The organism is Halosolutus amylolyticus (assembly GCF_023566055.1).
GTDB lineage: Archaea > Halobacteriota > Halobacteria > Halobacteriales > Natrialbaceae > Halosolutus > Halosolutus amylolyticus.
This window is the reverse complement of record NZ_JALIQP010000002.1, coordinates 651,545-677,160: the sequence shown is the minus strand read 5'-3', so window position 1 is coordinate 677,160 and position 25,616 is coordinate 651,545. Positions and strand designations below refer to the sequence as shown.

The following is a 25,616-nucleotide window of genomic DNA, read 5'->3' as shown; positions in this document are numbered from 1 at the left end:
TCACAGCGAATCGACAAACCGGCTCACGACCCGATTGAATCGCTCGGGCTCTTCGATCGTCGGGCAGTGTCCGCTGTCGTCGAAGCGTTCGAACCGCCCGTCCGGGACGAGCGTTGCGACGTGTTCGATCGAGTCGACGGTCCCTCGTTTCTCGTCCGCACCGGCACACGCCAGCAACGGGACGTCGATTTCGGGGAGCACGTCCCGGTAATCGCGGGTGAGCGCATCGAAGAGGATCGCGCTCTTGATCGACGGTGGCGTCCGTGAGAGTTCGTCGAACACCAGGGCTCTCGTCTCGGCCGAGGGCGGGTCCGCGAAGACCTGCTCCGTGAGACGTTCGATGAGACTCGTCCGATCCTGTTGAGCCAGCCTCAGCGTCGTTTCGAGTCCGTCCAGATCGGTGAGCCCGTATTCGTAGTCGTCCCATCGGAATCGGGTGGCTTCCATGTCGACGTCCACCAGCCCTCGAACCCCCTCGGTACCGAACTGATCGACGTAGTCCCACGAGACGAGCGCACCCATCGACCACCCGACCAGGACGACGTCCTCGAGGTCGCACTGGTCCGTAAAGGCGTGCAGATCGCGGGCGTACTGCGCGACCGTGTGTCCCAGCTCCGTCTTCTCCGATCGGCCGTGACCCCTGAAATCGAGGGCGATCGTTCGATAGTCGGACGAGAGCGCCGTCAACTGGGGCTCGAAGAACCTGTGACTCGCCATAACGCCGTGCAAGAAGACGATCGGTGTCCCGTCCCCGGCGTCTTCGTAGTAGAGATCCGCCCCGTTGCATCGCCTGTACGGCATAACAGTGTACCTTCGCCGTCATCGATGATAAATGACTGAGGGTGGTTCAGGACAGTTCCGGGACTTCGTGGGGGAGTGACCGTCTGGATCCCCGATATGAAAACGCTCTCGGCGCTACATGCCCTCGAATCGAGCGGATGGCTACGAACGTCGACCGCGACCTCGTCGCCGAGTATCTCGATCGGTACGCCGAGACGCAGGGCGTTCTGCCCGACCGACTGGAATCGTTCGGCGATCGGTATCGCGAACAGGGGTATCTCACTCGCGAGCAACTGTACGACATCGCCTACGAGTCCTCGACGCGGAGCGCCTATCACGTCGAGTCGAACCCCGAGGACCGGTGTCGGACGGTCACAGCGAACGTGCTGGCCGTCGACGACGACTTCTCGAAGATCCAGCTCCTGACCGGGCTCTCGGGATTCAAGGCCCCGACGGCATCGTGCGTGCTGACCGCGCTCGACCCGTCGGCCCACGTCGTCGTCGACACGCGCGTGTGGGCGACGCTCGATCGGTTCGACTACCTCGACGGCCGCAAGGAGTCGTTCGACGCCGCCGACTACGTGGCGATGATCGACCCGATCCGCGAGATCGCGGCGGAGACGGGCTTCTCCCCGGCCGAAGTCGGCTATGCACTGTTCGCCTACGACGCCGAGCACCGCGAGGGGACGCTACACTGATACGGATTACTGTACCGATCTACCGGCGCAACCGCTGACAGGTCGCGGTTGCGCCGGAAATGACTTACAGCAGTCCGTATGAGAATCGCCTCTCTCCGATCGGTGCGGAGCCGAACCGCGAGTGGGCGGATCGCGGACCGCTACGGATTCACTTCCCAGTTCTCGACGGCGACCGTCTCGCCGGCCGGGATGCCCTCCCGATCGTCGTCGACGACGACCCAGCCGTCGGCCAGGGCGACGCTCGAGAGGACGCCGGAGCCGCTCGCTCGTGTCGGGATCGCCCTGAACTCGGGGCCCTCGTCGGCGTCCCGTTCCTCCAGGCGGACTCGTGCGAACGTCCGGGTCCCTGGCTCGCTCGGGATCTTGCGATCGAGTTCCGCCTGCACGCGCGGGTGTGGATCGGGTGTCGTCCCCTCGAGCCAGCGCAGGGTCGGCCGGAGGAACTGGACGGCGTTGACGATACAGGCGACGGGGTAGCCCGGGAGCGCGAGGACCGGCGTGTCCTCGACGACGCCCAGACAGACGGGGTGGCCGGGTTTGAGACCGACGCCGTGGACGATCACCTCCCCCAGGTCGTCGATCACCTCCGGAATGAGGTCGCGCTCGCCGACGGAGGAGCCGCCGGTCGTGACGACGACGTCTTTCGTCAGGTCGCGCTGGATGGCGACCCGGAGCGACTCGGGGTCGTCGGTGACCACGTCGCGGTAGGTCGCCCGCGCCCCCCAGCGCTCGGCCAGCCTGGAGACGGTGAGGCCGTTCGTCTCGATCACCTCGCCCGGGTCGGGATCGGCCGCGACGAGTTCCTCGCCCGTCGGCACCACGCCGACGGTCGGCCGCTGCGCGACGTCGACCCGCGCGTAGCCCGCCGATCGGAGCAGGCCGAGATCGGAGGGCCGAAGCCGGTGTCCCGGTTCGTACAGCACCGCTCCCTCCTCGACGTCTTCCCCGACCGGGGCGACGTTCTCGCCCTCCGCGACGGCGTCCGCGACCTCGAGTTCACCCATCGCGTCGAACTCGTCGACGTGTTCGATCATCACGACGGCGTCGGCTCCCTCGGGGAGCGCGCTCCCGGTGTGGACCCGCGCCGCCGTTCCGGGCGCGACGGCGGCATCCTGACCGATCCCGTCCGCGATCCGGAGAACCTCCGGCGATCGATCGCTCGCGCCGAAGGTGTCGCTCGCCCGGACCGCGTAGCCGTCCATCGCCGCCCGCTCGTAGTGGGGCACGTTCCGCGCGGCGGTGATCGACTGGGCGAGGGTCCGCCCGTCGGCGCGCTCGATCTCGACGGTCTCGGTTCCCGTCCGCGGGCCCTCGCTATCACCGTCGGGGACGACGGCGTCCCTGAGTATCCGCCGCGCCTCGTCGACGGGAGTCCGTACTTTGAACCCGGCCTCCGTGCGCTCCCGATCGGCACCTTCCATACCCTGAATCGGGTCGCCGGGAGCCAAAAGCGTACGGGGACCGTCGCGGTCTGCAGCCGCGGCCGTCGACGTGTCGACACACTTACCGTACCGTCCGGGAGAGTGAGGGTATGGTCGCGCCGTCGCCCAGTCCCGTCGCGCTCGTCGGTCTCGTGGTCGTCGCCGCGGGCACCCTCCTCGCGCTGGTGTACGGGGTCCGCGAACTCCGACTCGCGTCGCACGTGCTCCGATCGCGCCCGGACGCGGTGCTCGACGCGCCGGACGGCGGCCCGATTCAGCTCCGGGGGACCGCGAAGCCGGCCGGCGGCCGCGTCCGATCGCCGTTCACCGACACCTCCTGTCTCGCCTCCGAGTACGTCGTCGAGGAGGCCCGCGACTCGAAGCACGGGCGGTCGTGGACGACGATCGCCTCCGGCGAGCGGTACGTCCCGTTCCGACTCGACGACGGATCGGGTAGCGTCCTGATCGAACCGCCGGGAGCGGACTTCCGACTCGAGGAACACGCCCGGATCGACGTCGACGGCGGGCGGGCACCGCCGGAGCCGATCCGGGCGTTCATCGACCGGACCGAGGACGTCGACAGCCAGAACCGGCGGCTGGACCTGCGCCTGTTCGAACTCCGCACCGGGACCGATCGGCGGTTTCGAGAGCGCGTCCTCGAACCCGGCGAGGAGATCCTCGTCCTCGGCACGGCGCGGTACGACACGACCGTCTCCCGCCGATCGGGCGAGGTGAACGCCGCCGTCGGAATCGACGAGCGTGTCCTCTCCGACAGTCGCTGGATCCGATTGCGCCATCGGCTGTTCGGCTACCCGTTCGTCGTCTCCGACAGCACCGAACGCCGGCTGGGACTTCGGGCCGGACTCCGTGGCGGCGGGGCCGTCGTGGCCGCCGTCGCCGTGATCGGCCTCGCGATCGCCTGGGTGCTCTGACGGCTTCGTGCCCGCGCGAACGGCCGCGTCCGAACCGCCGCGACCGCGGCCTTTTTCGTATCGGCGACCCAATTGACGGTCATGTCAGCGCTCCGCGATGCGTTGCGGGATCTCTCGGAAGACGTCTTCTTCGATCTCCTCGAAAGCGAGGAGGCCTACTTGCTCGTGCTGGACGTGCCCGGGGCCTCCGCCGACTCGCTCGACCTCTCGATCGAGGAGGGCCGCATCTCGATCGAGGCTCGCCGGGAGAAAGACCTCGCCGACGACTACGACTACGTCGAGGAGAACCGATCGCTCTTTCTCGACCTCGAGGTACCACTGCCCGACGACGCGGCGGAGTCGGAGTCCGAAGCGGTGGTCGAACGGGGCGTCCTCGAACTGACGCTCCCGAAGCGATCGGGCGTCGACGAAACGACGATCGACGTCGTCGACGGTGACGTCTAATCCGAGGTGACCGAGACTGGCTCAGCTTCGCGCCTACAAGCGCTTCGTCATCGTCGCCTGGCACTTCCTCCCGCTGTTGCTCGCATATGCGCGCGATCGGCGGCGGTTCCTGCTGTTCGGTCGGCGACGGCGGGTCGATTCTGCGACCCACCGCCACCGTGCCGAGGTGTTGCTCGAGTCGCTGCTGACCCTCGGCCCGACGTTCATCAAACTCGGTCAGTTGCTGTCGACCCGCCCTGACGTGCTCCCGCCGGAGTACATCGAGGTGCTTTCGGCACTTCAGGACGAAGTGCCGCCCGCGGAGTGGGCCGGCGCAAAGCGGGTGCTCGAGGACGAACTCGGTCCCGTCGAGGAGCGGTTCGTCGAGTTCGACACCGACGCGATCAGCGGCGCGAGTCTCGGTCAGGTGTACCGGGCCCGAATCGACGGGCAGGCCGAAGTCCGAGAGAACGGACCGGAACAGGAGGTGGTCCACGACGTCGCCGTCAAAGTCCGCCGCCCCGGCATCGAGGACCTGGTGGAGGCCGACCTGCGAGTCGTCCGCTGGTCGCTCCCGATCCTGATGTACTTCGTCGACGACTCGCGGGCCTTCTCGCTCGAAAACCTCGCCGACGAGTTCGCCAAGACGATCCGCGAGGAGATGGACTACGAGCGCGAGGCGACGATGCTCACCGAGATTCGGGCGAATTTCGACGACGACGATCGGTTCGTCATTCCGCGGGTGATCGAGAGTCACTCGGGCCCGCGCGTGCTCACGATGGAGTACGTTGGGGGAACGAAGATCAACGACGTCGCGGAACTCGATCGCAAGGGGATCGACCGCACCGAAGTCGCGGAGAACCTCCAGCGATCGTACCTCCAGATGATCATCGACGACGGGGTCTTCCACGCCGACCCGCACCCGGGCAATCTCGCGGTGACCGACGAGGGCCGGATCATCTTCTACGACTTCGGGATGTCCGGCCGGGTCGACGAGTTCGTCCAGGAGAAGATCGTCGACTTCTACATCGCCGTCGCCAACCAGGACATCGACGCCATCCTCGACGCGCTGATCGAGATCGGTACCCTGAGTCCGGAGGCCGATCGGGGCGTGATGGCGGAGGTGATGGAACTGGCGATCGCCGACGCCCGCGGCCAGGACATCGAACAGTACCGCGTCCAGCAGATCGTCGGCCAGATCGAGGACTCGATCTACGAGTTTCCCTTCCGCCTGCCGAAGAATCTCGCGCTCGTCCTGCGGGTCGCGACCGTCGTCGAGGGGGTCTGTGTCACCCTGGACTCGAACTTCGACTTCATCGCGACCGCGACGGACTACCTGACCGAGCAGGGCTACCGCGAGGAGTCCATCCGCCAGTACATCGAGAACTCGGGCGAACAACTCCGCCGATCGGGCGAGTCCCTGACCCGGATCGCGCCGAAGACCGAGCGCACGCTCGATCGACTCGATCGCGACGACCTCTACGTCCGTATCGGCGTCGAGGACTCGAAGGGCGTCTTCGAGACCCTCGCCAGGCGACTGATCTACGGCATGCTGCTGACGATGTCGCTGTTCTCGATGGGCGTCCTCTACGCGCTCGAGGCCCCGGAGGCGTCGATCGTCGCGGCCGTCTTCTCCGCGCTCGTCGTCCTCCTGCTGTACCGATCGTTCCGCGGAGCGAAGTCGATCGGCGCGAAGCCGCAGTTCACGCGGCAGAACCTCCGTCAGCGTCGCGGAAACGAGTAACGCCGGCGGGCCGCTACTCCGCAGACGATGATTCGTCCGTCTCGCGGACCGCGACGTCCACGCCGTTCGGCTCGTACGCGTTCGCGGCGTACCCGCCCTCGTTCCAGGGGAACGCCTCGTCATCGAGGGCGTCGCGCCAGTCGTCCGGCCCGGAGATAGTTGCCGGCTGTCGCCGCCCCCGGTCGTCGGTCGCGCGGGAGTACATCCGGTACTCGCCCGGGTCGGCGTCCCAGTCGTACCGGAACAGCCGCCACGCGCCGGCGTACTCGGGACCGAACAGGTCCGCGTCGACCCAGGTGTCGCCGCCGTCGGTCGACACCTCGACGCGATCGACCCCCTCGTCGCCCGCCCAGGCGACTCCGCGAACCTCGATCGGTTCGTCCGCGCCCACCGGAACCGGTTCCTCCCCGGACGGCGTCCCGATCACCGACATCACGGTCGCGTCGAACGTGTAGGGGTGCTCGACCGCGCCCTCGAGCTGGTCCCACGTGTCGGCCGTCTCGACGGTCTCGTTCGTCTCTGGTTCGACCCCTTCGGGATGCATTCGGTAGGCGGTCTGTTGCCAGTAGGCGTGTTCGCCGTCGCGATCGAGCGACCCCTGGACCACCATCGAGTCCATGATCCGGAGTTCTTCGACCCACTTCACGTTGTTCACGCCGTACCAGCCGGGAACGATCAGGCGGACCGGATAGCCGTGCTCGCGCGGCAGCGCCTCGCCGTTCATCTCGTAGGCCAGGATGCAGTCGTCGAGCGCCTTCGAGAGCGGGATCGATCGCGCGAACACGTCGTCGCCGTCCGCCGGATCGCCGCCGATCGCGGTGAGCCACCGCCCGTCCGCCGAGTCCACGCCGTGCTCGCGGAGGATCGAACTGACCGGGGTGCCGGTCCAGAAGGCCGTGGCGGCCGCTTCGAACCCCCACTGGACGCTCCCCGTCTCGGGTCGGTGCTGGCCGCGACCGTTGCCGGCACACTCCATCGTGTGCGCGACCGCCACCGTCGGGTACGACTCCTCGATCTCGCTCAGCGGAAGATCACCCTCGACGTGCCCGGTGAGCGCGACGGTCCAGTCGTCCGCGTCGGCGTCCGGGATGTCGTTCCGGTGGCAGACGAAGTGTTCCTCGATCGGCGTCAACCAGTTCGCGTACGTGCGCCGATCGGCGGCCCCAACGACAGTGTACTTGTCGGCCTCGTCCCGCGTCTCCGAGACGCCGCCCGCCTTTCGGTCGACGATCGCCTCGATCTCCTCGTGACGCCCCTCCCGTGGACTTTCTGTGGCCATGTCTAACACGGCCCACAGCCACGACGAAATAACTGGTCCTCACGTTCGTCGACTCCAATGTTCTTTTCGCTGGCGTCCGAGGTGTCGTCCATGGAGTACGACCGACTCGCCGATCTCCCGGTGACGATCGATTCCGTCTCGACCGATCGCCTCGAGCGCGACACCTCGAGCGACTTCACGCGCGTGACAACCGAAATCTCGCTGTCAGGTCCCGGCCCCGACGGGGAGTCGGTCGTCGGGATCGGCGAAGACGTCACGTACGAGACGGACGACCACGACGCGCTGGCCGATAGCGGCCTCCCCGACCTGACCGGCGAGTACACGATCGACTCGTTCTCGGACGCGCTCGCGGAGCGCGACCTGTTTCTCGGGGGCGCTCCCGGTCGGAACGTCTTCCGGAACTACCGGCGCTGGGGGATCGAGAGCGCCGCGCTGGATCTCGCCCTGCGACAGGCCGGGACGGACCTCGCGAGCGCCCTCGATCGATCGCGCGACTCGGTCCGGTTCGTGGCCAGCACGCGACTCGGCGATCCGCCGACGACCGATCGGCTCGCCGACCTGCGCGATCGGGTGCCCGACATCGAGTTCAAACTCGATCCGACCCCGGAGTGGGACGCGGCCCTCGTCGACGGGATCGACGAATCCGTCGGCCGGGATGCCGTCCGGATCCTCGATCTCAAAGGCCAGTACGAGGGCACCGACGTGGACGTGCCCGCGGATCCCGACCTGTATTCGCTCGTCCTCGAGGCGTTCCCGGACGCCGTGATCGAGGACCCCGCACTGACCGACGAGACCGAACCCCTGTTCGACGACCCCGACGTCCGGTCCCGCGTCTCGTGGGACGCGCCGATCCACGGCGTCGCGGACGTCGAAGCGCTCCCGTGGGAGCCCGACTGGCTGAACGTCAAACCGTCGCGGTTCGGCTCGATCGAGTCGCTGTTCGAGACGATTCGCTACTGCGACGAGCGCGGGATCCGGCTGTACGGCGGCGGCCAGTTCGAACTCGGCGTCGGCCGCGGCCACGTCCAGTTGCTCGCGTCGCTGTGCTACCCCGACGGGCCGAACGACGTCGCCCCCGGCATCTACAACGATCCCGACCTCGCGGCCGAGTTGCCGGCGAGTCCGCTCGAACCGCCGGCTGAGGCGCGCGGATTCCGGTGGTGAACCGATCGAATCCGCCGGGTAACACGTCAGTCGATCGTCCCGACGGGCGCGAGAATCGATCGGCAATGATATCGCAGTTGCGAGTCGCCGATCGATCGCGAACGGTCGCTCGGCCGGCCGTCCCGCTGTCTGCCGACGTGACACGTCCGGCGGTGTTCCAAACGGTTTATGAGCGTCGGTTGATTACCCCGGGACATGGCGAAACAGCAGCAAGAAGTTCGCGACCTCCAGGAAGGGAGCTACGTCATGATCGACGACGCCGCGTGCAAGATCAACTCGTACTCGACGGCGAAGCCGGGCAAACACGGCAGCGCCAAGGCCCGCGTCGAGGCAGAGGGCGTCTTCGACGGCAAGAAGCGATCGCTCTCCCAGCCGGTCGACGCGAAGATCTGGGTCCCGATCATCGAGCGCAAACAGGGACAGGTCGTCTCCGTCGACGGCTCGGACATGCAGGTCATGGACCTCGAGACCTACGAGACGATCACGATGCGGGTCCCCGAGGACCAGGACGTCTCGCCTGACGACAACATCGAGTACCTCGAGATGGACGACCAGCGAAAGATCGTCTGATGTTTCCCGGGGCGACCGACTACCGGACGGACGGGTCCGACGACACCGGCCGCGCGGCCGATTCGGAGGACGCGAACTTCGTGGTCGTCGGTGCGCCCCTGGACGCCTCGACGACCTTTCAGCCGGGCACCCGCTTCGGGCCCCGGCGCATCCGGACGTTTGCGGAGACCTTCGACGATTACGATCGTCGAACCGACCAGTACTTTTCCGACTGCGGCGTCGCCGATCGCGGCGACGTTCGCGCGTGGGACGACGTCGACGAGTACCTCGAGTGGCTGACTGGGACCCTGCGCGACGTCGTCCGGGACGACGCCGTCCCCCTGACGCTCGGCGGAGAACACACCGTCTCGCTGGCCGGCGCACGCGCGGTCGAACCCGAGGTCGTCGTCTCGCTCGACGCCCACCTCGACCTGCGCGACGCCTACGACGGGAACCCGCTCAGCCACGCCAGCGTGATGCGCCGGATCCTCGACGACACGGACTCGGTCGAGGAGCTGGTCGTCCTCGGCGCGCGAACGGGCAGCGAGGCCGAGTGGGATCGCGCGACCGAGGCCGACGTGACCGTCGTCGCGCCCGAAGACGTCGCGGCGTGGACCGCGCCCGACTCGCTGGCCGATCGGGACGTCTACCTGAGCGTCGACATCGACGCGGCCGACCCCGCGTACGCGCCGGGAACCGGGACGATGGAGCCGTTCGGCCTCGAACCGCGCGAGATGCGCAACGCCGTTCGCCAGGTCGCCCCGCACGCGACCGGGTTCGACGTCGTAGAAGTCAACGATCGGGACGACGGCCAGGCCGCCGCACTCGCGGGGAAACTCCTGCGGGAGTTCGTCTTCTTGAAGGCCGCCGATCGATCGTAGCGCCGCGGTGCGCGTCTCGGTTCGATCTCGCGGGGGACTCTCCGCGGAGCGATCGGGACCGCGGTGGCCACGACTCGGTCGGGCACCCAACTGGTTTGGCTCAAGAACTTGGTGGGAACGTGCCCGAATCGGTATCACATGACCCGTCCCGAGCCAACCGCACTCGAGTCAGCGACGGTCTCCGCACTTCTCGCCGATCCCGATCGCCAGCGCGTGCTCTCGTACCTGGACCCGGGGAAACGGGCAACCGTCGAGGAACTCGTCGACGAACTCGCCGCTCGGGAGCGGACGGAACCGTCCGCCGACGGCGGCCCGGGCGATCGATCGCGGATCGCGGTTTCGCTCGTCCACCACCACCTCCCGCGACTGGACGACCACGACGTCGTCGACTATCGACCGGCGTCGAACGAGGTCGTCTTGACGACGCCGATCGCGGAACTGGTCCCGACCGAGGGTGCGTTCGAACCGCTCGTCGAATCCGACTGAGCGACCGTCTCATACGGATTGCTGTACCGATGTACCGGCGCAACCGCGATCCGGGCGGCGGTTGCGCCGGAACTGACGTACAGTAAATCGTCTCAGAACGGGTCGGAGAGGTACGCCTTCGGCACCGCGTTGCGCACCGTCACGAGCGGGTCGACCACCTGGCTGATCTCGAGGCCGCCGACGAGACTCGAGGCCATGTAGGCGTCGGTGGCGTCGAACCCGTGCTCGGCCCGGAGCAGGTCGATCGCGTCCCGGTTCGCGAGTTCGCAGGCCGCCTGGAGCGTCTCCGCGCTCGCGATCGTCTTCCACGAGTCGGGGGTCTCGACGAGCGGGCGTTCGAGATCGATCGCGGGCGCGTCGATCACCTCGACCGTCGCGTCGATCTCCGTGGCGATCTCCGACCCCGTGCCACACATCTCGCCGTCCGCCATCGCGGCCTTGCAGTCGCCCATGGCCAGCATCGCGCCGTCCTGGAAGACGGGGAAGTAGATCACGTTTCCAGCGGTCACGTCCGTCGTGTCCAGGTTGCCGCCGTGGTCGTGGGGGACCAGCGTCGTGTACGACTCCGAGTCGGGAGCGACGCCGATCGTGCCGATGACGGGGTCGACGGGTACCTCGAGGTCGGCGAACGCGATCGTCCCGTCCTCGACCGGCGTCATCCGCGTGCGGGGTGCGTCGATGTCCTCGTGCCGATCGAGCAGGCCGAAGCCGTCGATGGTGATTACCCGGCCCTGGGCTTCTGCGAGTCGGATCTCCTCGATTTCGACCCGGAGGACGTCGCCCGGCGTCGCACCCTCGATCGCGATCGGCCCGGTCGCGGCGTTGACCTCCTCGGGGACCGACTCGATCACGTCCGACTCGTCCTGTACTGCGCCGTCCAGGCTGTCCCGCGTCTCGATCGTCAGATCCGTTCCCGGGTCTATCGTCGTGATCGCCTCGAGATCCGGGGTAAACTCGTAGATCGCGCCGTCCTCGTGGGAGACGGTCTGGCGTGCCATAGTTATCCGTCGCCGGGGAGTACCGTAAACGCCCCGCCGGCTGAGGTCGCGACCAGCAGGCACGCGGCAGGCACGCGATCGGAGTCGCTAGGGTACAAGCCGATCGCGTCCGAAACCGGGGGCATGGACCTCTCGGAGTTCGCCGATCGACTCGACGAGGAGTTACGGACCGACGACTACGCCGATCTCGACGCGAGCGCGAACGGGTTGCAGGTCGGCCCCGACGAGGGATCCGTCGATCACGTCGCGTTCGCGGTCGACGGCGTTCGCGAGACGACCGATCGGGCGATCGACGCCGGGGCCGACGCCCTGGTCACTCACCACGGACTCTCCTGGGGCGGGTTCGATCGCGTGACCGGCCGCACGTACGATCGGATCGCCCCCCTGATCGAGCACGACCTCGCGCTGTACGTCTCGCACCTGCCGCTGGACGGCCATCCGGAACTCGGGAACGCGGCGGGCGTGGCCGACTGTCTCGGCCTCGAGAACCGGGCCCCGTTCGGCGAACTCGGTCCCGAGTACGTCGGCCAGCGCGGCGTCGCACCCGAGTCGTTCGCGCCGGACGAACTGCGCGATCGGCTCGAGAACGACCTCGAGACCGGCGGCCAGCCCGTCCAGGTGCTCGAGTTCGGCCCCGAGGAGATCGACGAGGTCGCGATCGTCACCGGGAGCGGGACGGACTGGCTCGACGAGGCCGTCGCGGCCGACGCGGACGCGCTGGTGACCGGCGAAGGGAAACAGAAAGCGTACCACGAGGCTCGCGAGGCGGGGATTCACGTCTTCCTCGCGGGCCACTACGCGACCGAGACCTTCGGCGTCCGCGCCCTGCAGGGACTCGCCGACGAGTGGGGGCTCGAGACGACCTACCTCGAGGTGCCGACCGGGCTCTAACGGCCCGCTGCCGGGGACGGCCCGCTGATCGACGCCGCCGCCCTCGCGGAACCGCGGCGTTCAAATCGCTGGGTCTCCGACGCTGGGACATGACGGACGAGGACAGCGACGAGCACGACGCGCACCACGACCCCGATCGGGAGACGTTTAGCCACGATCCGATCGGCCACGCCGAGGCCCGGGCCGGAATGACCGTCGGCGAACTGGCCGACGAGTACGGCGAGGCGGGCATCGGCGCGTCGTCGCTCCACGAGGCGGTGAACGTGGCCGAAGCCATGTTCGACGACGACGTGACTGTCTTCTTCTCGCTCGCGGGCGCGATGGTTCCGAGCGGGATGCGCCGGATCGTCGCCGACCTGATTCGCGACGGCTACATCGACGTCCTGGTGACGACGGGGGCGAACCTCACCCACGACGCCATCGAGGCGATCGGCGGCAAGCACCACCACGGGTGCGCCCACGCCGAGGGCAAGACGGAGCGCGAACACGACGAGACGCTCCGTGACGAGGGCGTCGATCGGATCTACAACGTCTACCTGCCACAGGAGTACTTCGCGACGTTCGAGTCGCACCTGCGCGAGGAGGTTTTCCCGGTGCTCGAGGCCGAAGCCGAAGCGGACGGCCCAGTCTCGATCGAACGGCTCACCCGCGAACTCGGCCGTGCCAACGCCGCGGTCAACGAGCGCGACGACGTCGACGAGGCCCCCGGCATCGCGGCCGCGGCCTCCGAGAACGACGTGCCGATCTACTGTCCTGCGGTCCAGGACTCCGTGCTCGGCCTGCAGGCCTGGATGTACTCCCAGACCTCCGACTTCTCGCTCGACGCGCTCGCGGACATGACCGCCCTCACCGATCGCGCCTTCGAGGCGGAGAAGGCCGGGGCCTTCCTCGTCGGCGGCGGCGTCCCCAAGAACTTCACCCTGCAGACGATGCTCGTCACCCCCGGCGCGTACGACTACGGCGTCCAGTTGACGATGGATCCCAAACAGACCGGCGGGCTCTCCGGTGCCACGCTCGACGAGGCCCGATCGTGGGGCAAACTCGAGAAGGACGCCGAGAACGTCTCGGTCTACGCCGACGCGACGATTACGCTCCCGCTCGTGGTCGCCGCCGCACGGGAACGCCTCGAGGAATAGCCGCCACGTTGCGGCGGGTGCGAGTAGCCGACGCCTCGCGTGGGGCGCGAGCGACTCGATCGGTCGCGGCCGCATATTCACGGTACAGACTCAACCCGACAGCCGTCCGAGTGCGGGTGCGATGACCACTGTGCCTGCATACGACGTCGCGGTCGTCGGCGGTGGCCCGGCCGGCATGACGACGGCGCTGTACACGACCCGCCTCGGCCACCGGACGGCCGTCTTCGAGAAGGAAGGGGGCCGTCACGCGAGGGCCTCCCACGTCCACAACCTGCTCGGCGTCTCCGAGAACGTCTCGGGACGCGAACTGGCGACGCACGCGATCGATCAGGTCGAACACTACGGCGGCGACTTCTATCCCGACGCCGTCGACGCAGTGACCCGTCGCGACGAACGCGACGACGAGCCCCGGTTTCGCGTCGAGGCGGCGCATGCGACCGTCGACGCGGAACGGGTAGTGTTCGCGACCGGCTTTCGCGATCGGCGTCCCGACGTGCCGGATATAGAGCGGTTTACGGGGCGCGGACTCCACTACTGTCTCCACTGCGACGCCTACACGCTCGCCGACGGCTCCGTCTTCGTGCTCGGTCACACCGAGCACGCGGCCCACGTCGCCATGACGATGCTCAACTTCACCACCGACGTCGACCTGCTGCTGGACGGGCGCGATCCGGAGTGGGACGCGGAAACCGAGGCTCAGCTCGATGCCCACCCGATCGATCGGATCGACACGGCCGTCGCCTCCGCTTTCGAGGACGAGAGCCTCGACCCGGACGAACCGCCGTGGCTCGGCGGCCTCTCGTTCGAGGACGGTACCGAGCGGGGCTACGTCGGGGGGTTCGCGATGTACGGTACCTCCTACAATGCCGATCTCGCCGCGGACCTGGGCTGTGAACTGGGCGCGGACGGCGCGATCGACGTCGACGCCGACCGGCAGACCAGCGTCGACGGGATCTACGCCGTCGGCGACGTCACACACGGCCAGAACCAGACCACGATCGCGATCGGCGACGACGCGGCCGCCGGCCTCGCGATCCACAAGGACCTGCGCCCGTTCCCGAAGCCGGTCGCGGCGATCGAGGACGAGGCCGCCGCGGCGGAGGCCGTCGAAACGCAGGTCCCCGGGAGTCCGCCCGACCTGCGGGCGCAGATGCGCCGGGTGCGAGAGATGCGGACGCATCCGGGGCTCCGCGAGCCGTCGCCCGGGCGGGACTGATCGGGGCCAGGCCTTCTCGGACGCACACCGTCCCGTTCGGCCGGTCCGGTGGACTCCGCTCAGTAGGTCCGGTAGCTCGTCGATCCCACGTCGATCCGCACGAGTTCGTTCTCGGCGTAAGCCTCCGGCTCCGCGCCGTACTTCTCGTTGATCCGTTCGCGGGCTCGTTCCGTCTCTTTCTCGTCGTCAACGATCGTCGCCGTGCCGAGCAGCGTCACCGTCCACTTGGTCTCGCCCGCCTCGTCGGCCTGCACCGAGAGCGCGACGCGGGGATTCTCGCGGATATTCGCCAGCTTCCGACCCGTGGTCACGATCTCGACGGCGTCGTCCGCGTACCGGTACCACACCGGCGCGACGTGGGGCCGCCCCTCGACGCAGGTCCCGAGGTGGGCCATCACCGGCTCGCTCTCGAGCAATCGCTCCGCTTCCGCCGGGACATCTGTCACGATCGGTAGGCGGCCTCGACCGTCAAAAGCGATCGCCATGCTGGTGCCGGACCCGTCGCGAACGGGCCCTGCTTGCCGGACGTGCCTCGTGATTCCGGCGCGTCGCCACGTTACCGATCGGACTCGACTGCGCCGTCGTCGATCGGGCCCCCGTCGATCGCGGCCGATCGCTCCAGCGACGATCGGATCCGTTCGACGTCGAGGCGGACGTAGTGCCAGAGCGTTCCGGTCAGGCCCAGGTCTGCGATCCGCCTGCCCGATCTCTCGACGAGGACGTCGGGGCAGTATCCCGTCGGCACGCGACGACCGAGTCGTCGGCTGAACGCGGTGTCCTCGTTCGGAACCGTCGGAAACCCGCCAGCCCGCTCGAAACTCGTCCGATCGACGAAGAAATTGAACCCGGGAAAAATCGGCCGATCGAATCGCGGGAAGACGTGGTTGATCGTCGCCTCCACGAACTTTGCGCGCCCGGGCCCGGTCATCCGGCAGCGGGAACTCGCGGCGGCGAGATCGGTGGCCTCGACGAATCCGAGCATCGCAGTCAGGTAGTTCGCCCGGACTCGCGTGTCGGCGTCGACGAACGCGAGCCACGCTCCCGAGGCGTGCGCGGCCCCGAGGTTCCTGGCGACCGCGACGCTCGTTCCGCCGTCGGTGAGCACGGCCGCGCCGTACTCGCGGGCGATCTCCGGGGTCTCGTCCCGGGAGTCGCCGTCGACGACGATTACCTCGTACTCGTAGTCCGTGTCGAGTCCCGCGATGCTCGCGAGCGTCCCCCGGAGCCAGTCCGCCTCGTTCTTCGCGGGCACGACGAAACTCGCGACCGGCGCGTCCGTCTCGACTCCCTCTGCCATCGCCCGGGCTATCTCCCGGCGGCGGCTTAAGTACTCGGTGACGCTACCGCTGGTCGAGCGCTGGACCCCGTCCGGATCAGCAGCCCGACCGGAACGCGTGCGGGTTGTTTTCACACCTCGGTGCGGCCATAGTTGATCTATCACGAACTTTTATGCATGTGTGGCCTGTAGCGATGGGTACAGATGTCGGTCGTACACGTAGGCGCCTGAATTCGTTTTCCGCGTAGCGCATCGTTTCGCGACGACCCCATCACCACCCGACCGACATGCACACACGACACACCCAGCCCGACCCGACGCCGGACCGACCCACGAACCGATCGCCCGCCCGGACCCCTCCCGAACCGATCGTCCGGACCCCGACCGATCGAGCGCCACGGACGTTCACGCGGAGTTCCCACCGCCTCCAGAACCTCGTCGACGAGTTCAACGCCGGGTTCCCCGGTTCGACTGCCGATCGTGAGACGCAGTCCTGACCTGCCGATCCAAACCGTCTTTTGACCGTCGGCCGTATGGCCGATCGGCCGATGACGATGCACCCACTCCGAGTCGGACTCGGCATCCGATCGTGACGAGCCCTATGAGTGCCGAGGCCACACTATTAGGACTAGAGATAAAAGCATTGTTAGACAAATGTCCATATTGGGGTGCGATATTGCGATGACTGGTCGACGATTGTCCAAAAGTGAAGAACGGGAAGTAGTCAAAACCTATGCGGTCGAAGAAGTGAAGCGAGAGTGGAAGTCCGAGGCGAAAGAAGAAGGCTTGTCGCTCAGCCGGTATCTTCACAACCTGATTCAGGAATCACGGGCGATGCGGCAACAAGGCCGATTGAAAATCGGTGATCGTCGACGGGTAGAAGAGCTACAGCAGGAAGTCGACGAACTCCAGACCCGGTTGGAGAACCGGAAGCAGACCCATTCAAACCCGGAATCTGGTTCTAACCTGATTCAAACCCGGACACTAGAGGAACTGGTCACTTCGGAGTACAAGCCATTAGATCAAGTCTTGAGAGAGTTAGTAGGTAGTGAGGAGTTTCAGCAACGTCTCCGCAACGAACTGAAATCAGAGCTCTACCGGTCAGCGAACCAAGGCAAAGTTGAGTACCGGCGAGGTAGCGGCTGGAAAACACTCCGGAACAACGGCGGTGATCGGCGATGAGCAGTTCTGAATATCTCTTCGAGGCTGATAGCTGGGAAGAGAAAGTCTACCGGAACCAGCACACAGCCATCAATGACTGGCTTCGAAGCAAGGAAACCACGGGAAAAACACGGCGAACACTCAACGAGTACAGCCGTACTGCCAAGATATTCTTCCACGACGAGTTTCCTGATCTCAATCCTGAAGACGTCGAGGTCAGAGACATTGAAAGATATCTGAGCCGGTTGAACCAGCGAGAGCTCAGCCAGAACACCAAACGACGCTACCTTGAAAGCCTGTCAGCGTTCTACAGCTGGGCTCTCCAACGACCACGATACGAAGAAATCACGGGAAACCCGGCTGCCGTCATCCTCGAGGAAGTGCCGAAGAATGTTCCCAACCGACCCGACTGCGCAACCTGGGAAAACGCAAGGAAAATCGTTGACGCTGTCGAAGACCCGCGAAACTTCACAGTGACAGCGGTACTCGCAAAAACCGGGTGTCGAGCCCGTGAAGCCTGTGAAATACGGGAAGACGACCTCCTTCTCGATGAAGGATTCATCAGACTACGGAAACGGAAAGGAGGCAAACAGACTGTCGTCCCGATCGACAACGAACTTAGAGAGATTATCGAGTTCTACCAACTAATACGGACGGACAAGGGCTCAGGCTATCTCTTCGAATCGGTGAAAGGAGGACGAATGACGCGGGAGCAGTTACGTCGGCACGTCCGTGATGCCGCGGTCCGAGCCGGAGTCATGGAAGAAGGTGAAACAAGGTTCCACAAGAAGTTCACACCTCACACCTTCCGAACCGTGTTCACCACATTGATGCGGAACCAGGGGATGAGCGACCACGTCCTAAAGTACATTCGTGGTGACTCAAAGACCGAGACAATGGATATCTACACCCGTGTTGACCGGACACAAGCACGAGAAGAATACTTAGACTGTATCAAGAAGCTGGACGTCCACATCTAAACACCAACCCTCTTCTCTCCCTTGGCTTGGAAACAGGATACAGTGTATAGTCGCCGGTTTTTACAACCTGATTCCGACCTGGGTTCGCAGACCGGATTCGGGCTTATACTAACCTGATTCACTCTGTTGAAACCTTCAGCCGTTAATAGAAATCGCGTGCAAGATACAGAGAATCTATTCAGCACAGCAAGCGTGTTCGACATAGGCCAATCCTCTGGGTTGCAGAGATACCGCAAACTAACCAGCGTCAAAATCCGCATAGAGACTGCTCCTCTACTACCAATCACACTACATTCACAACAGTATGGTATTGGCCCTTATAGACGATGGAATTGTGAGTCTGGTTGCCTATCTACTTGTCCGTTGTAACGGATCTGTAAACGACTAGTGAGTGTTTCTCAATCCTATGCTGATATATTGTGGACATATCATACGTTATCCCTCTAAGGAACATCTGGATGTCATCGCCTGATGTCGCTGTATTCACCACCAAGAAGGCTTTTCCAAGCGTAGCGGCTGTCGGAGAAATATCCATGATAACCAGCGATGCTGCAAATAGGTTGATGACGAACAGAGGGGCAAGCAATATTAGCTGGTACTCACCCTTGTTAATCCACTCGTCCGGGATGTAGTTATAGGGTTCCCGTCCATGGCATATCGGTTTCAGTTTAACCTCAGAGCGGTATCCGGCCATCCTTGATGCGACTTTGTGTACCTCTTCATGGATGACAAGGTTGATGAATGCGACCGGGACAACCGCGATAATTGCACCAATATATAGAAACCGGTTGCTGGTCGCGAAGGTAGTGAATCCAGACATGGTGGAAACGGGACTCGCTAACATGCTCTGTCTTATTCCTGGCGTATAGACGAGAAGAGAGGCCACAATCAGTGAAAGCATCCAGACCACACGACTCAGATGGTTCTGAGGCAGAGCCTCTGGTTCAGTATTTCCCTTTGGTGCTTCTGGTGGTCCGCCCATTTGCTCAAACACCTCAGTGATACCACTTCAATTACACTACTATATCTTAACGACTTACACAACCGGCGTGCTGAAAAACCATGAGGAAGATTTTGATTACTCAATAGTGAACCTGGCGTACTGTACTATTAGATGCCTTATCCTCTAATCAGCATCACGAAAGCCAAAACATATGTGTCAACCCTCAAAAGGATTTAATATATCATGCCCGAATGGACCCCCCGACAAAGGGCTTCACTCGTTGTTAGCGGTGTGTTCATAATCCTATTATGTGGTTTAATTCTCACTATAACTTTTTTCAGGCCTCTAATCAGTATCTCTTATTTATTTTTAGTAGTGCTCGCAATTTTCAAATATTGGCGAAAACAGTTCTTGGGTCCGTCTTCGATTTGGTTGCAATCCCGGCTCGTCGCAGTCGAGGAGTCAACCCGCTCAGTCTGGAAACAAAATCGGAAGGTAGTCATATTATCATTTCTCCGTAGACATCCCATTGCCGGTAGTATACCCGCCTTAGCTATGGGATTAGTCGGATTTCAACTGACGCAATATCCCCAGTTCCAAATCCCACTTTGGAGTATCACTCACACATCTGGAGCGGGATTACTCCGAGCCTCTTGGCAAGTGCACGCGACAATCACTGGGTTCAGCTTTGTTGTGTTAGTCTTCTACTGGGATTACCTCACAAATAGACATTCCAATCCGTCGCTTATCGAGACAAATATTCGACATACATGGGCGTCACACTTGATTGTGTTTTTAATTTCAGTGATCGCAGTCATGGGATGGCTTACATTACATGCACAAGAAAATGACGGGATATATTACATCGGGACAGCAGGAATACTTTTGATAGTAAGCATCGTCGCAGTGCTCCTGATCTACTTCACAATTTATAATGAAATGACAAGCAGGCCGCTCGACAATCGTGTGAAGAACGAAATCAGAGTACAGATGCAAAAATTATTGAAGAAACCAACTCATCCTCCATGGTTTGAAATCGTCTCAGAACAGGTAGGAGAAAGATATCCTCGTGGGCCTGTGGCCTCCTTTGGACACACGAATGAGCATGTCTTTACCGCAAAAGAAGTAGAAACACTGGGCAAAGTAACTGACATCCATGAGAAGCAGCTAGAGAATCTGTTTGATACGGCGGGCGATGCTGGCGTACAATTAAAACAGTTACCGGAGCTCGGTCAGAGATATACCCGCAATGATGAAATATTCGTATATGAGGGGCAGATCCCAGATAGTACAGAAGAGGAGTTTCTAAGGCAGCTTCGGAACATGGTGAAAACAACACGATGACTAGCGACGAGCCGGAGTTACAGACTCTTATTGAATATATCACCGACCGTTGTCTGTCCGCCGCAAATCAGGATAAGAAGGACAGCTTCGTCGATTACCTTGTCGACTATTCTGAGATTGTTGAAGATTATCTCTCAGAGCGGGAGAAACTGGCAGACACCGTCAACGAACATAGTGATCGTACAATTCAACGGACTCTCCGCAATGGATTTCGATCGTTGTATGATTCGTTGCTCGACGAATCATATGATTACCGGCGAGAGGTTCTCAGTGCGATTGTAAGTGCAGCAAGAGGCGCAAAACAGCGCGATTTCAATTCTCTCTACATTAATTTACTTTCCGACCTTAAACGGTGCTATGTAATGGAACAGCAGTCTGGGGAAATGGTCTTCGACCTGAAACGATTCTTTGTCCGTCGGTATTCGATCCTACTTGATCAACCACTTGATGAGCTCAAGACAAGCAAAACGGAGGAGCAACTGGAGAATAGGTTCGAGGTTTGGAAACAAGCATTCATGCAAGCGATCGAATTGCTTCGAACGATGGTTGAATATTCTGATAAAAAAAGCTACTCACATCTTGTATCGAGGTTTACGGACTTCTACCCATATGAGATGGTTCATTCAAATGGCGACAACAATAGCACGGAAAGGAAGATTGAGTTGCTTCGAACGAATGTTGAGTATTCTGACGAAGAGAGCTACTCACATCTCGCATCGAGGTTTACGGAGTTCTTTCCATATGAGATGGTTCATCCAGATGGCTACTACACTAACTCAAGGGGGCAATACGAATGGAGAGAATTAAAAATCGAGTACGGAGAAAAGGTTCGCTCCGAGGTCTCGGTTATGACATTTGTTATCTCAGCCTGGGCATTCCGGCTTCTCAAGAATGATCGGATGACACGGGAGACGTATTCTGAGATTGCTGCTGAAACTCAATCTGAACGCTCCTCAATAGAGGAAGTTGCTGAGACCTACTACACGATGATTAGGAGTCCAGTTGATGGTGAACTTGGATACTGGGAACGGTGGAATATGGATGAAGCACTTGAAGAAGAAATGGGTGCTGCGGTTACTTCGATGTCTGTCCACTCGTGGCTTCGGGACTTCTATTGTGCCGAGCTTCTGCGTTTGGGTAGTGATTCTGATTGGGTTACTGATCAGGAATCCGAGCGAGAGACACCAATCCCTGCTGTACGTCAAGTCACGAACGAATCCGAGAGTCTGAATAAGGGATTCGGCCAATTAAGGGATGAATCTCTTACGGAGTTTCTTACTGCCGATGTTGACGACCTCGATATACTCATCGATACTCTCGTCCAGTTACATGACGATGCGGCTGAGCAATATCGGGATGACATGAGAGAGGAAATTCGTAATCAGGATCTTGATGAATCGAAGAAAGACGAATTTCGCGCATCTGTTAAGAAAAAATTCGACGAGGAGTGCACGCTTCGGAATGTTATGTCTACGCAGTCATTGATTACAGTAGGAGAAATCAGAGATAAAAGCCATCATCTCGTCGACCTGCAAATTCCTAGACGAAAGTTGGTATCGGTTGATGCGATTCCAATAATGGACTCGATTCAGCGGTATGCAAATCCGATTATTGAGAAGTTCTCGAGGCTCGTGTTTGAGGAATTGGAGTTTGAACCAGTACAGGTAAACTCGAACGACCAACTTATTCAGCGAATCGATGAATATTCCGATTCAAGGGGTGTGGAAGCCGTTCTGACTTCGCTTGGTATTACAGATCAGGTGTTTAGAGACGACTCTAAGTACGATCCGTTTGTCCCACCAGACGAACGAATCTTTGAGAACCAACGCGGAACCTATGCAGGGATCCCAGTCATATCAATCCGTTATGAAGAACCAGTCGTCGTATTGTTGTTTGACAAACCTGACCAAATAGTTGAACCTGATCTGTCTGAAGCCCCGTTAGAGATAGAAATCGAACCCGGAGAAGAAGCCCTGTCAGAGGAAGATCGAAATCAAATGACCGAAGACAAGATCAACCAATGGCATGATGTAGCTCGTGCAAGAATCTGTTACAAGGGAGAATTCCGGCCGCAAGGAACTACTGGAGTTCATATAACAATCCATAATAATGATTGAGTCGACATCTCATAGAACTACGCCCTTTTTCTAACAGACTTTCAGACCTTGCTGTATGCGCCCTGTATTTAGCACACTCTCACCAAAATATCACTGATTGAGGGTTTCAACAGAGCCACCTAATTCAAACCCGGCTTCGGCCTTTGGCGTTAGCTCAGCGACTTTCACCTGGAACACCCGTTTCTGTCCATCAATTATCCGCTCAACAGGCTCATCTGGTTTCTCAACGGTTATCAACCCGAGTTCCGCGAGTTTCCTGAAGCTGTAATTGACCTTGTGGTTCGGGAGACCGGTAGTGGAGGTGACCTGCTGGACATCATCCTTACCCTTTTTGATACAACTGAGGACGGTCTGATCAATCTCTCTAAGGTCTTCAAACCGATTCTCGGAATTCTGTGTTTCTGTGGTGTCGTACTGGCTGTCTTCAGCACTCGCTTCATCAGAAGTGTTGTTGAGAATGAGTCCATCTTCGGAGACTTCCAGAATCCTGTAGTCGGCATTCTCTACCCACTCGATATCGGTAAACGGTTCTCCCTCTTCATCAATATAGTAGCTGAACGGGCCCTTGTCATCCTCATGCTGTCTGCCTTGTCGGTTAACTGGGTCAGAGAGGATGTTGACAAGCTTCTTGACTTGACCTTCTTCAACGACGAAGATACATTCACGATCCCGTTCATGGGCTCTCTGAAGGTTTGTGAGAGTTTTCGACGGTTTGGAGAGTGTGTGGTATTCTACTTCCAGATGGGCTACGGAGCTGTCCGGGAGGTAGACGTATGCGTCCGGCTTGTCCTCCCCTACTTCTTGGTGGAGATCCTTTACGCGGAGACCGCGTTCGGCTAACTCACTCTTCGCCATCGACAGTAGTTCGGTATGTCTCCTTCCACCTGCATTCCCACTGGTTCCCACAACAAGGTCTTCAAGTGTAGAGTCAGGTGCGGTAGCAGATGTGGCAGCTTGTTTAATTTGGCTGATATCGACGTTTTCAGTCTCCCAGGGCGGATAGGTGTCCACGATGGTGGCGATCTGTCGACGATGAGTTCCTGGCGATTGAACAACGGCGCGATAGTCGCCCAAGGCAGTCAGCTGTCTCTGATCGGTACCGCGAAGCATCCTCTTGAGTTTGGGAAGATCTTCTGATCCTGAAGGGTCGAAGACAAGCTTGGTTCTGCAGTTGTTAGAAGCTGCGTCACGCATAGCACGTGGAAGCTGTGAGAGGTACTGTGTGGCGAACCAGCAGCCTAAGCCATATTCACGGGCCTTACTCAAGATCTCTGCAAAATGGGTGCCCTCGCTTGGAAACGATTGAAGCTCATCAACGAACAAAAAGAAGGGATCATGGACATCGTGGTTTTGGTAGTACCTTGCTTGTGCGGCAGCCCAAAGCTTCGTAATCACTATTGAGGTCAGTAGTTCGGTTACTGTCGTTCCGACTTCTCCTTCACGGGCGTCGATTAGCAGTATTTTCTGGTGGCTCAGTACTTCTTGAAAGTCGATATCGCTTTTTTCCCGGTTGATAACATGTCTAACGGTTTTGTTTTCAGTAAAGTCGTTTAATCGTCGGACAAGTGGTTCAAGCTCACGGTCTGAGAGGTTGTTCTTGATGTTGACCAGTTGTGAGCGGAGTTCGGGATCTTCGGTATCATCGATTAGGTCTTTGAGTTTGTCGTCGTCGGTGGCGCAGTGCTTTATGTCGAAAAGCGTGTATCCGGATTGGTGTTCGATGTTGGCATCGATTCCAGCGCGAAGCAGTGTGGCGAGCACTCTTCCGAATCTTGCGCCCCAGTTGTCGGTACGTCTCTTAAATAACTGGATAAGATTTGATACGATGAGTTCTGTTTGATTGGTTTTCGCTGCAAGCGAGCCGGTTGCTCCGATATAGGGTTCGAGGACGTTGATCCCGGTGATCGGTTGCTCCGAAGGGTTGACATAGATTAGGTCGTCGTACCGATTTTCAGGGATTTTAGCCAGGTATTCGTCGATGAGTTTTCCCTTAGGGTTGATGATGACGAGTCCGCGGCCTTTCTGAGTGTCCTGTAACGCGACGTGTAGAAGTTCCTTGGTTTTACCGGTGCCGTTAGCTCCAGTTGTCAGAACGTGTTTGATGCGGTGTTTATCCTTGATGGAGACATTCTTTTCCACTCCGAGGATGCTGGTCCGGGAACCTATGTGCGTTACATTGGAATTCTTGGAGTTTCTGATCAGCTTCCGTGTCTCACTGGGCTTCATACAGTCTTTATCAGGTTCTCTTGTTCACGGTCCGGGATTGAGACTAGAGCTGCGAGCTCTTGAGTCGAGAGCTGGAATGAATGACTGAAGCTCCGGTCTCTAACAGCTTCTACAGCCCTGCAAATAGGAGATTTTCGCAGGCTTCGAACCGTAGTGGTTCTGAACGACTGACCGGTATCCGAGCTAGCGAATACGTTAAAACCACCTGAGATCTCCTTAATTCTGCTGGCTGTATACTCGTCCGCGCCGATCGCCAGTATCCTGGCCGATATTTTGAACCGAGGACTTCCCGCTTTTTCGTCGATGCGGCGTGCTTGGTGCTTTTCACGCGGAGTTGCATCCCGGTCATTCCAAGGAAGCAGTCCTACCTTCTCGCTCCGAAGATTCCGGCTTTCGGTCGATGCTTCCCGATTCCAGATACGTTTCCCAACCGGGTTCCCTGCCATGGGCTTGAATAGGATTTGGATGACTATACTGGTGTCGCGCATCGCATCAGGGTGCAGTGGTGTGATGACTGAGTTGATCGGCGGTCTTTCAAACTCAGTCTCTAATGGGTAGACGTCCTTTCTACGGAGGGTTAGAGCTCCGACACCGACAGAAACGCCGTCTGACAGAGGAAGCTTGGTAGTCCCTTCTTGAAAGTTGATTTCAGGGATCTGCTCGAGGAGATGGGTTCGAATCTTCCTGTCTAATCGGCTTGACTGAACCGCGAACTGTAGCCGGATCCTTGTTGGGTCAAACCGCTGGATTTCGAAAGCAATGGTTGGTGAAGTGTTCTTCAGTCCGAGCAACTGTGTCTGGTACTCCGTGATTCCCTTCACAAACCGATCAAGCGTGGCGGGTAGCTCGGTGTCAAACGGTAGTTGGACTTGAGCGGTCAGAAAACGCTCTGAGGGCTGCCCAAGCTGTTTCGCTGTAGCCTCGTCGAGTGTCACGTAGCTGTTGCCGACGCCTGAGAAAATCCCCATCGA

General features: G+C 60.9%; 25 protein-coding genes. 16 read left to right on the top strand and 9 right to left on the bottom strand.

Annotated elements, in window-relative coordinates:
• The gene (locus MUN73_RS09785; protein ID WP_250140278.1) at positions 1-801 is read right to left on the bottom strand and encodes an alpha/beta fold hydrolase; all 801 of its coding nucleotides are present in this window, start codon (positions 799-801) and stop codon (positions 1-3) included.
• A 137-nt stretch (positions 802-938) separates the two neighbouring features.
• Between MUN73_RS09785 and MUN73_RS09780 the strand changes: the two genes are divergently transcribed.
• Positions 939-1,478, top strand: a complete 540-nt coding sequence (locus MUN73_RS09780; RefSeq protein WP_250140277.1) for a hypothetical protein — start codon at positions 939-941, stop codon at positions 1,476-1,478.
• A gap of 140 nt (positions 1,479-1,618) precedes the next feature.
• On the opposite strand, the gene MUN73_RS09775 is transcribed toward MUN73_RS09780, so the two are convergent.
• On the bottom strand, positions 1,619-2,899 hold the full coding sequence (locus MUN73_RS09775) for a molybdopterin molybdotransferase MoeA (protein WP_250140276.1): 1,281 nt from the start codon (positions 2,897-2,899) through the stop codon (positions 1,619-1,621).
• A gap of 110 nt (positions 2,900-3,009) precedes the next feature.
• Between MUN73_RS09775 and MUN73_RS09770 the strand changes: the two genes are divergently transcribed.
• The 3 genes from MUN73_RS09770 to MUN73_RS09760 all read left to right on the top strand — a co-directional run bounded on the left by MUN73_RS09770 (position 3,010) and on the right by MUN73_RS09760 (position 5,998).
• Positions 3,010-3,831 carry an E3 ubiquitin ligase family protein gene (locus tag MUN73_RS09770; protein WP_250140275.1) on the top strand — a complete coding sequence of 274 codons (822 nt, stop codon included), beginning with the start codon at positions 3,010-3,012 and terminating at the stop codon, positions 3,829-3,831.
• An 81-nt stretch (positions 3,832-3,912) separates the two neighbouring features.
• Entirely contained in the window at positions 3,913-4,275 is a 363-nt protein-coding gene (locus MUN73_RS09765) for an Hsp20/alpha crystallin family protein (protein WP_250140274.1), read from the top strand.
• 76 nt (positions 4,276-4,351) lie between these two features.
• Entirely contained in the window at positions 4,352-5,998 is a 1,647-nt protein-coding gene (locus MUN73_RS09760) for an ABC1 kinase family protein (RefSeq protein WP_250140273.1), read from the top strand.
• Between the two features lie 13 nt (positions 5,999-6,011).
• On the opposite strand, the gene MUN73_RS09755 is transcribed toward MUN73_RS09760, so the two are convergent.
• A complete protein-coding gene (locus MUN73_RS09755; protein WP_250140272.1) occupies positions 6,012-7,277 on the bottom strand; it encodes a sulfite oxidase in 1,266 nt (421 codons plus the stop codon).
• A 90-nt stretch (positions 7,278-7,367) separates the two neighbouring features.
• Here MUN73_RS09755 and MUN73_RS09750 point away from each other — a divergent pair, with 90 nt between their 5' ends.
• The 4 genes from MUN73_RS09750 (at position 7,368) to MUN73_RS09735 (ending at position 10,357) form a co-directional block, all read left to right on the top strand.
• Positions 7,368-8,441, top strand: coding sequence for an enolase-like domain-containing protein (locus MUN73_RS09750; protein ID WP_250140271.1), 1,074 nt, complete (start codon positions 7,368-7,370; stop codon positions 8,439-8,441).
• Between the two features lie 195 nt (positions 8,442-8,636).
• Complete coding sequence (locus MUN73_RS09745) at positions 8,637-9,011, top strand: translation initiation factor IF-5A (RefSeq protein ID WP_250140270.1); 375 nt, start codon at positions 8,637-8,639, stop codon at positions 9,009-9,011.
• Positions 9,011-9,871, top strand: a complete 861-nt coding sequence (speB, locus tag MUN73_RS09740) for an agmatinase (RefSeq protein ID WP_250140269.1) — start codon at positions 9,011-9,013, stop codon at positions 9,869-9,871. Before MUN73_RS09745 ends, speB begins: the two co-directional genes overlap by 1 nt.
• A 138-nt stretch (positions 9,872-10,009) precedes the next feature.
• On the top strand, positions 10,010-10,357 hold the full coding sequence (locus MUN73_RS09735) for a DUF7344 domain-containing protein (protein WP_250140268.1): 348 nt from the start codon (positions 10,010-10,012) through the stop codon (positions 10,355-10,357).
• A 92-nt stretch (positions 10,358-10,449) separates the two neighbouring features.
• Here the strand turns inward: MUN73_RS09735 and MUN73_RS09730 are convergent, their stop codons facing one another.
• Positions 10,450-11,355 (bottom strand): acetamidase/formamidase family protein, encoded by a 906-nt coding sequence (locus MUN73_RS09730; RefSeq protein WP_250140267.1) that lies wholly within the window; start codon positions 11,353-11,355, stop codon positions 10,450-10,452.
• Positions 11,356-11,478: 123 nt separating this feature from the next.
• On the opposite strand from MUN73_RS09730, the gene MUN73_RS09725 reads away from it, so the two are divergent.
• The 3 genes from MUN73_RS09725 to MUN73_RS09715 all read left to right on the top strand — a co-directional run bounded on the left by MUN73_RS09725 (position 11,479) and on the right by MUN73_RS09715 (position 14,598).
• The gene (locus tag MUN73_RS09725) at positions 11,479-12,246 is read left to right on the top strand and encodes a Nif3-like dinuclear metal center hexameric protein (protein WP_250140266.1); all 768 of its coding nucleotides are present in this window, start codon (positions 11,479-11,481) and stop codon (positions 12,244-12,246) included.
• An 89-nt stretch (positions 12,247-12,335) separates the two neighbouring features.
• On the top strand, positions 12,336-13,382 hold the full coding sequence (locus tag MUN73_RS09720) for a deoxyhypusine synthase (RefSeq protein WP_250140265.1): 1,047 nt from the start codon (positions 12,336-12,338) through the stop codon (positions 13,380-13,382).
• Positions 13,383-13,503: 121 nt separating this feature from the next.
• Complete coding sequence (locus tag MUN73_RS09715) at positions 13,504-14,598, top strand: NAD(P)/FAD-dependent oxidoreductase (RefSeq protein ID WP_250140264.1); 1,095 nt, start codon at positions 13,504-13,506, stop codon at positions 14,596-14,598.
• Positions 14,599-14,657: 59 nt separating this feature from the next.
• Here MUN73_RS09715 and MUN73_RS09710 read toward each other — a convergent pair whose 3' ends face one another.
• Together MUN73_RS09710 and MUN73_RS09705 are read right to left on the bottom strand one after the other, a co-directional pair.
• Positions 14,658-15,083 carry a pyridoxamine 5'-phosphate oxidase family protein gene (locus MUN73_RS09710; RefSeq protein WP_250140263.1) on the bottom strand — a complete coding sequence of 142 codons (426 nt, stop codon included), beginning with the start codon at positions 15,081-15,083 and terminating at the stop codon, positions 14,658-14,660.
• Positions 15,084-15,154: 71 nt separating this feature from the next.
• On the bottom strand, positions 15,155-15,895 hold the full coding sequence (locus MUN73_RS09705; protein ID WP_250140262.1) for a glycosyltransferase: 741 nt from the start codon (positions 15,893-15,895) through the stop codon (positions 15,155-15,157).
• Between the two features lie 266 nt (positions 15,896-16,161).
• On the opposite strand from MUN73_RS09705, the gene MUN73_RS09700 reads away from it, so the two are divergent.
• The 3 genes from MUN73_RS09700 to MUN73_RS09690 all read left to right on the top strand — a co-directional run bounded on the left by MUN73_RS09700 (position 16,162) and on the right by MUN73_RS09690 (position 18,015).
• Positions 16,162-16,371: a hypothetical protein gene (locus MUN73_RS09700; protein ID WP_250140261.1), complete on the top strand. Its 210-nt coding sequence runs from the start codon at positions 16,162-16,164 to the stop codon at positions 16,369-16,371.
• A 184-nt stretch (positions 16,372-16,555) separates the two neighbouring features.
• The gene (locus MUN73_RS09695; protein ID WP_250140260.1) at positions 16,556-17,056 is read left to right on the top strand and encodes a hypothetical protein; all 501 of its coding nucleotides are present in this window, start codon (positions 16,556-16,558) and stop codon (positions 17,054-17,056) included.
• A complete protein-coding gene (locus MUN73_RS09690; RefSeq protein WP_250140259.1) occupies positions 17,053-18,015 on the top strand; it encodes a tyrosine-type recombinase/integrase in 963 nt (320 codons plus the stop codon). The genes MUN73_RS09695 and MUN73_RS09690 overlap by 4 nt, the downstream gene beginning before the upstream one ends.
• Positions 18,016-18,367: 352 nt before the next feature.
• Here MUN73_RS09690 and MUN73_RS09685 read toward each other — a convergent pair whose 3' ends face one another.
• On the bottom strand, positions 18,368-18,997 hold the full coding sequence (locus MUN73_RS09685) for a metalloprotease family protein (protein WP_250140258.1): 630 nt from the start codon (positions 18,995-18,997) through the stop codon (positions 18,368-18,370).
• A 777-nt stretch (positions 18,998-19,774) separates the two neighbouring features.
• On the opposite strand from MUN73_RS09685, the gene MUN73_RS09680 reads away from it, so the two are divergent.
• Both MUN73_RS09680 and MUN73_RS09675 read left to right on the top strand, forming a co-directional pair.
• Positions 19,775-20,302, top strand: coding sequence for a hypothetical protein (locus MUN73_RS09680; protein WP_250140257.1), 528 nt, complete (start codon positions 19,775-19,777; stop codon positions 20,300-20,302).
• Positions 20,299-22,419 carry a hypothetical protein gene (locus tag MUN73_RS09675; RefSeq protein ID WP_250140256.1) on the top strand — a complete coding sequence of 707 codons (2,121 nt, stop codon included), beginning with the start codon at positions 20,299-20,301 and terminating at the stop codon, positions 22,417-22,419. The genes MUN73_RS09680 and MUN73_RS09675 overlap by 4 nt, the downstream gene beginning before the upstream one ends.
• Positions 22,420-22,509: 90 nt before the next feature.
• On the opposite strand, the gene MUN73_RS09670 is transcribed toward MUN73_RS09675, so the two are convergent.
• Together MUN73_RS09670 and MUN73_RS09665 are read right to left on the bottom strand one after the other, a co-directional pair.
• Positions 22,510-24,645, bottom strand: a complete 2,136-nt coding sequence (locus tag MUN73_RS09670; protein ID WP_250140255.1) for a type IV secretory system conjugative DNA transfer family protein — start codon at positions 24,643-24,645, stop codon at positions 22,510-22,512.
• The gene (locus tag MUN73_RS09665) at positions 24,642-25,613 is read right to left on the bottom strand and encodes a DUF8128 domain-containing protein (RefSeq protein WP_250140254.1); all 972 of its coding nucleotides are present in this window, start codon (positions 25,611-25,613) and stop codon (positions 24,642-24,644) included. The genes MUN73_RS09670 and MUN73_RS09665 overlap by 4 nt, the downstream gene beginning before the upstream one ends.
• Between the last annotated feature and the right edge of the window lie 3 nt (positions 25,614-25,616).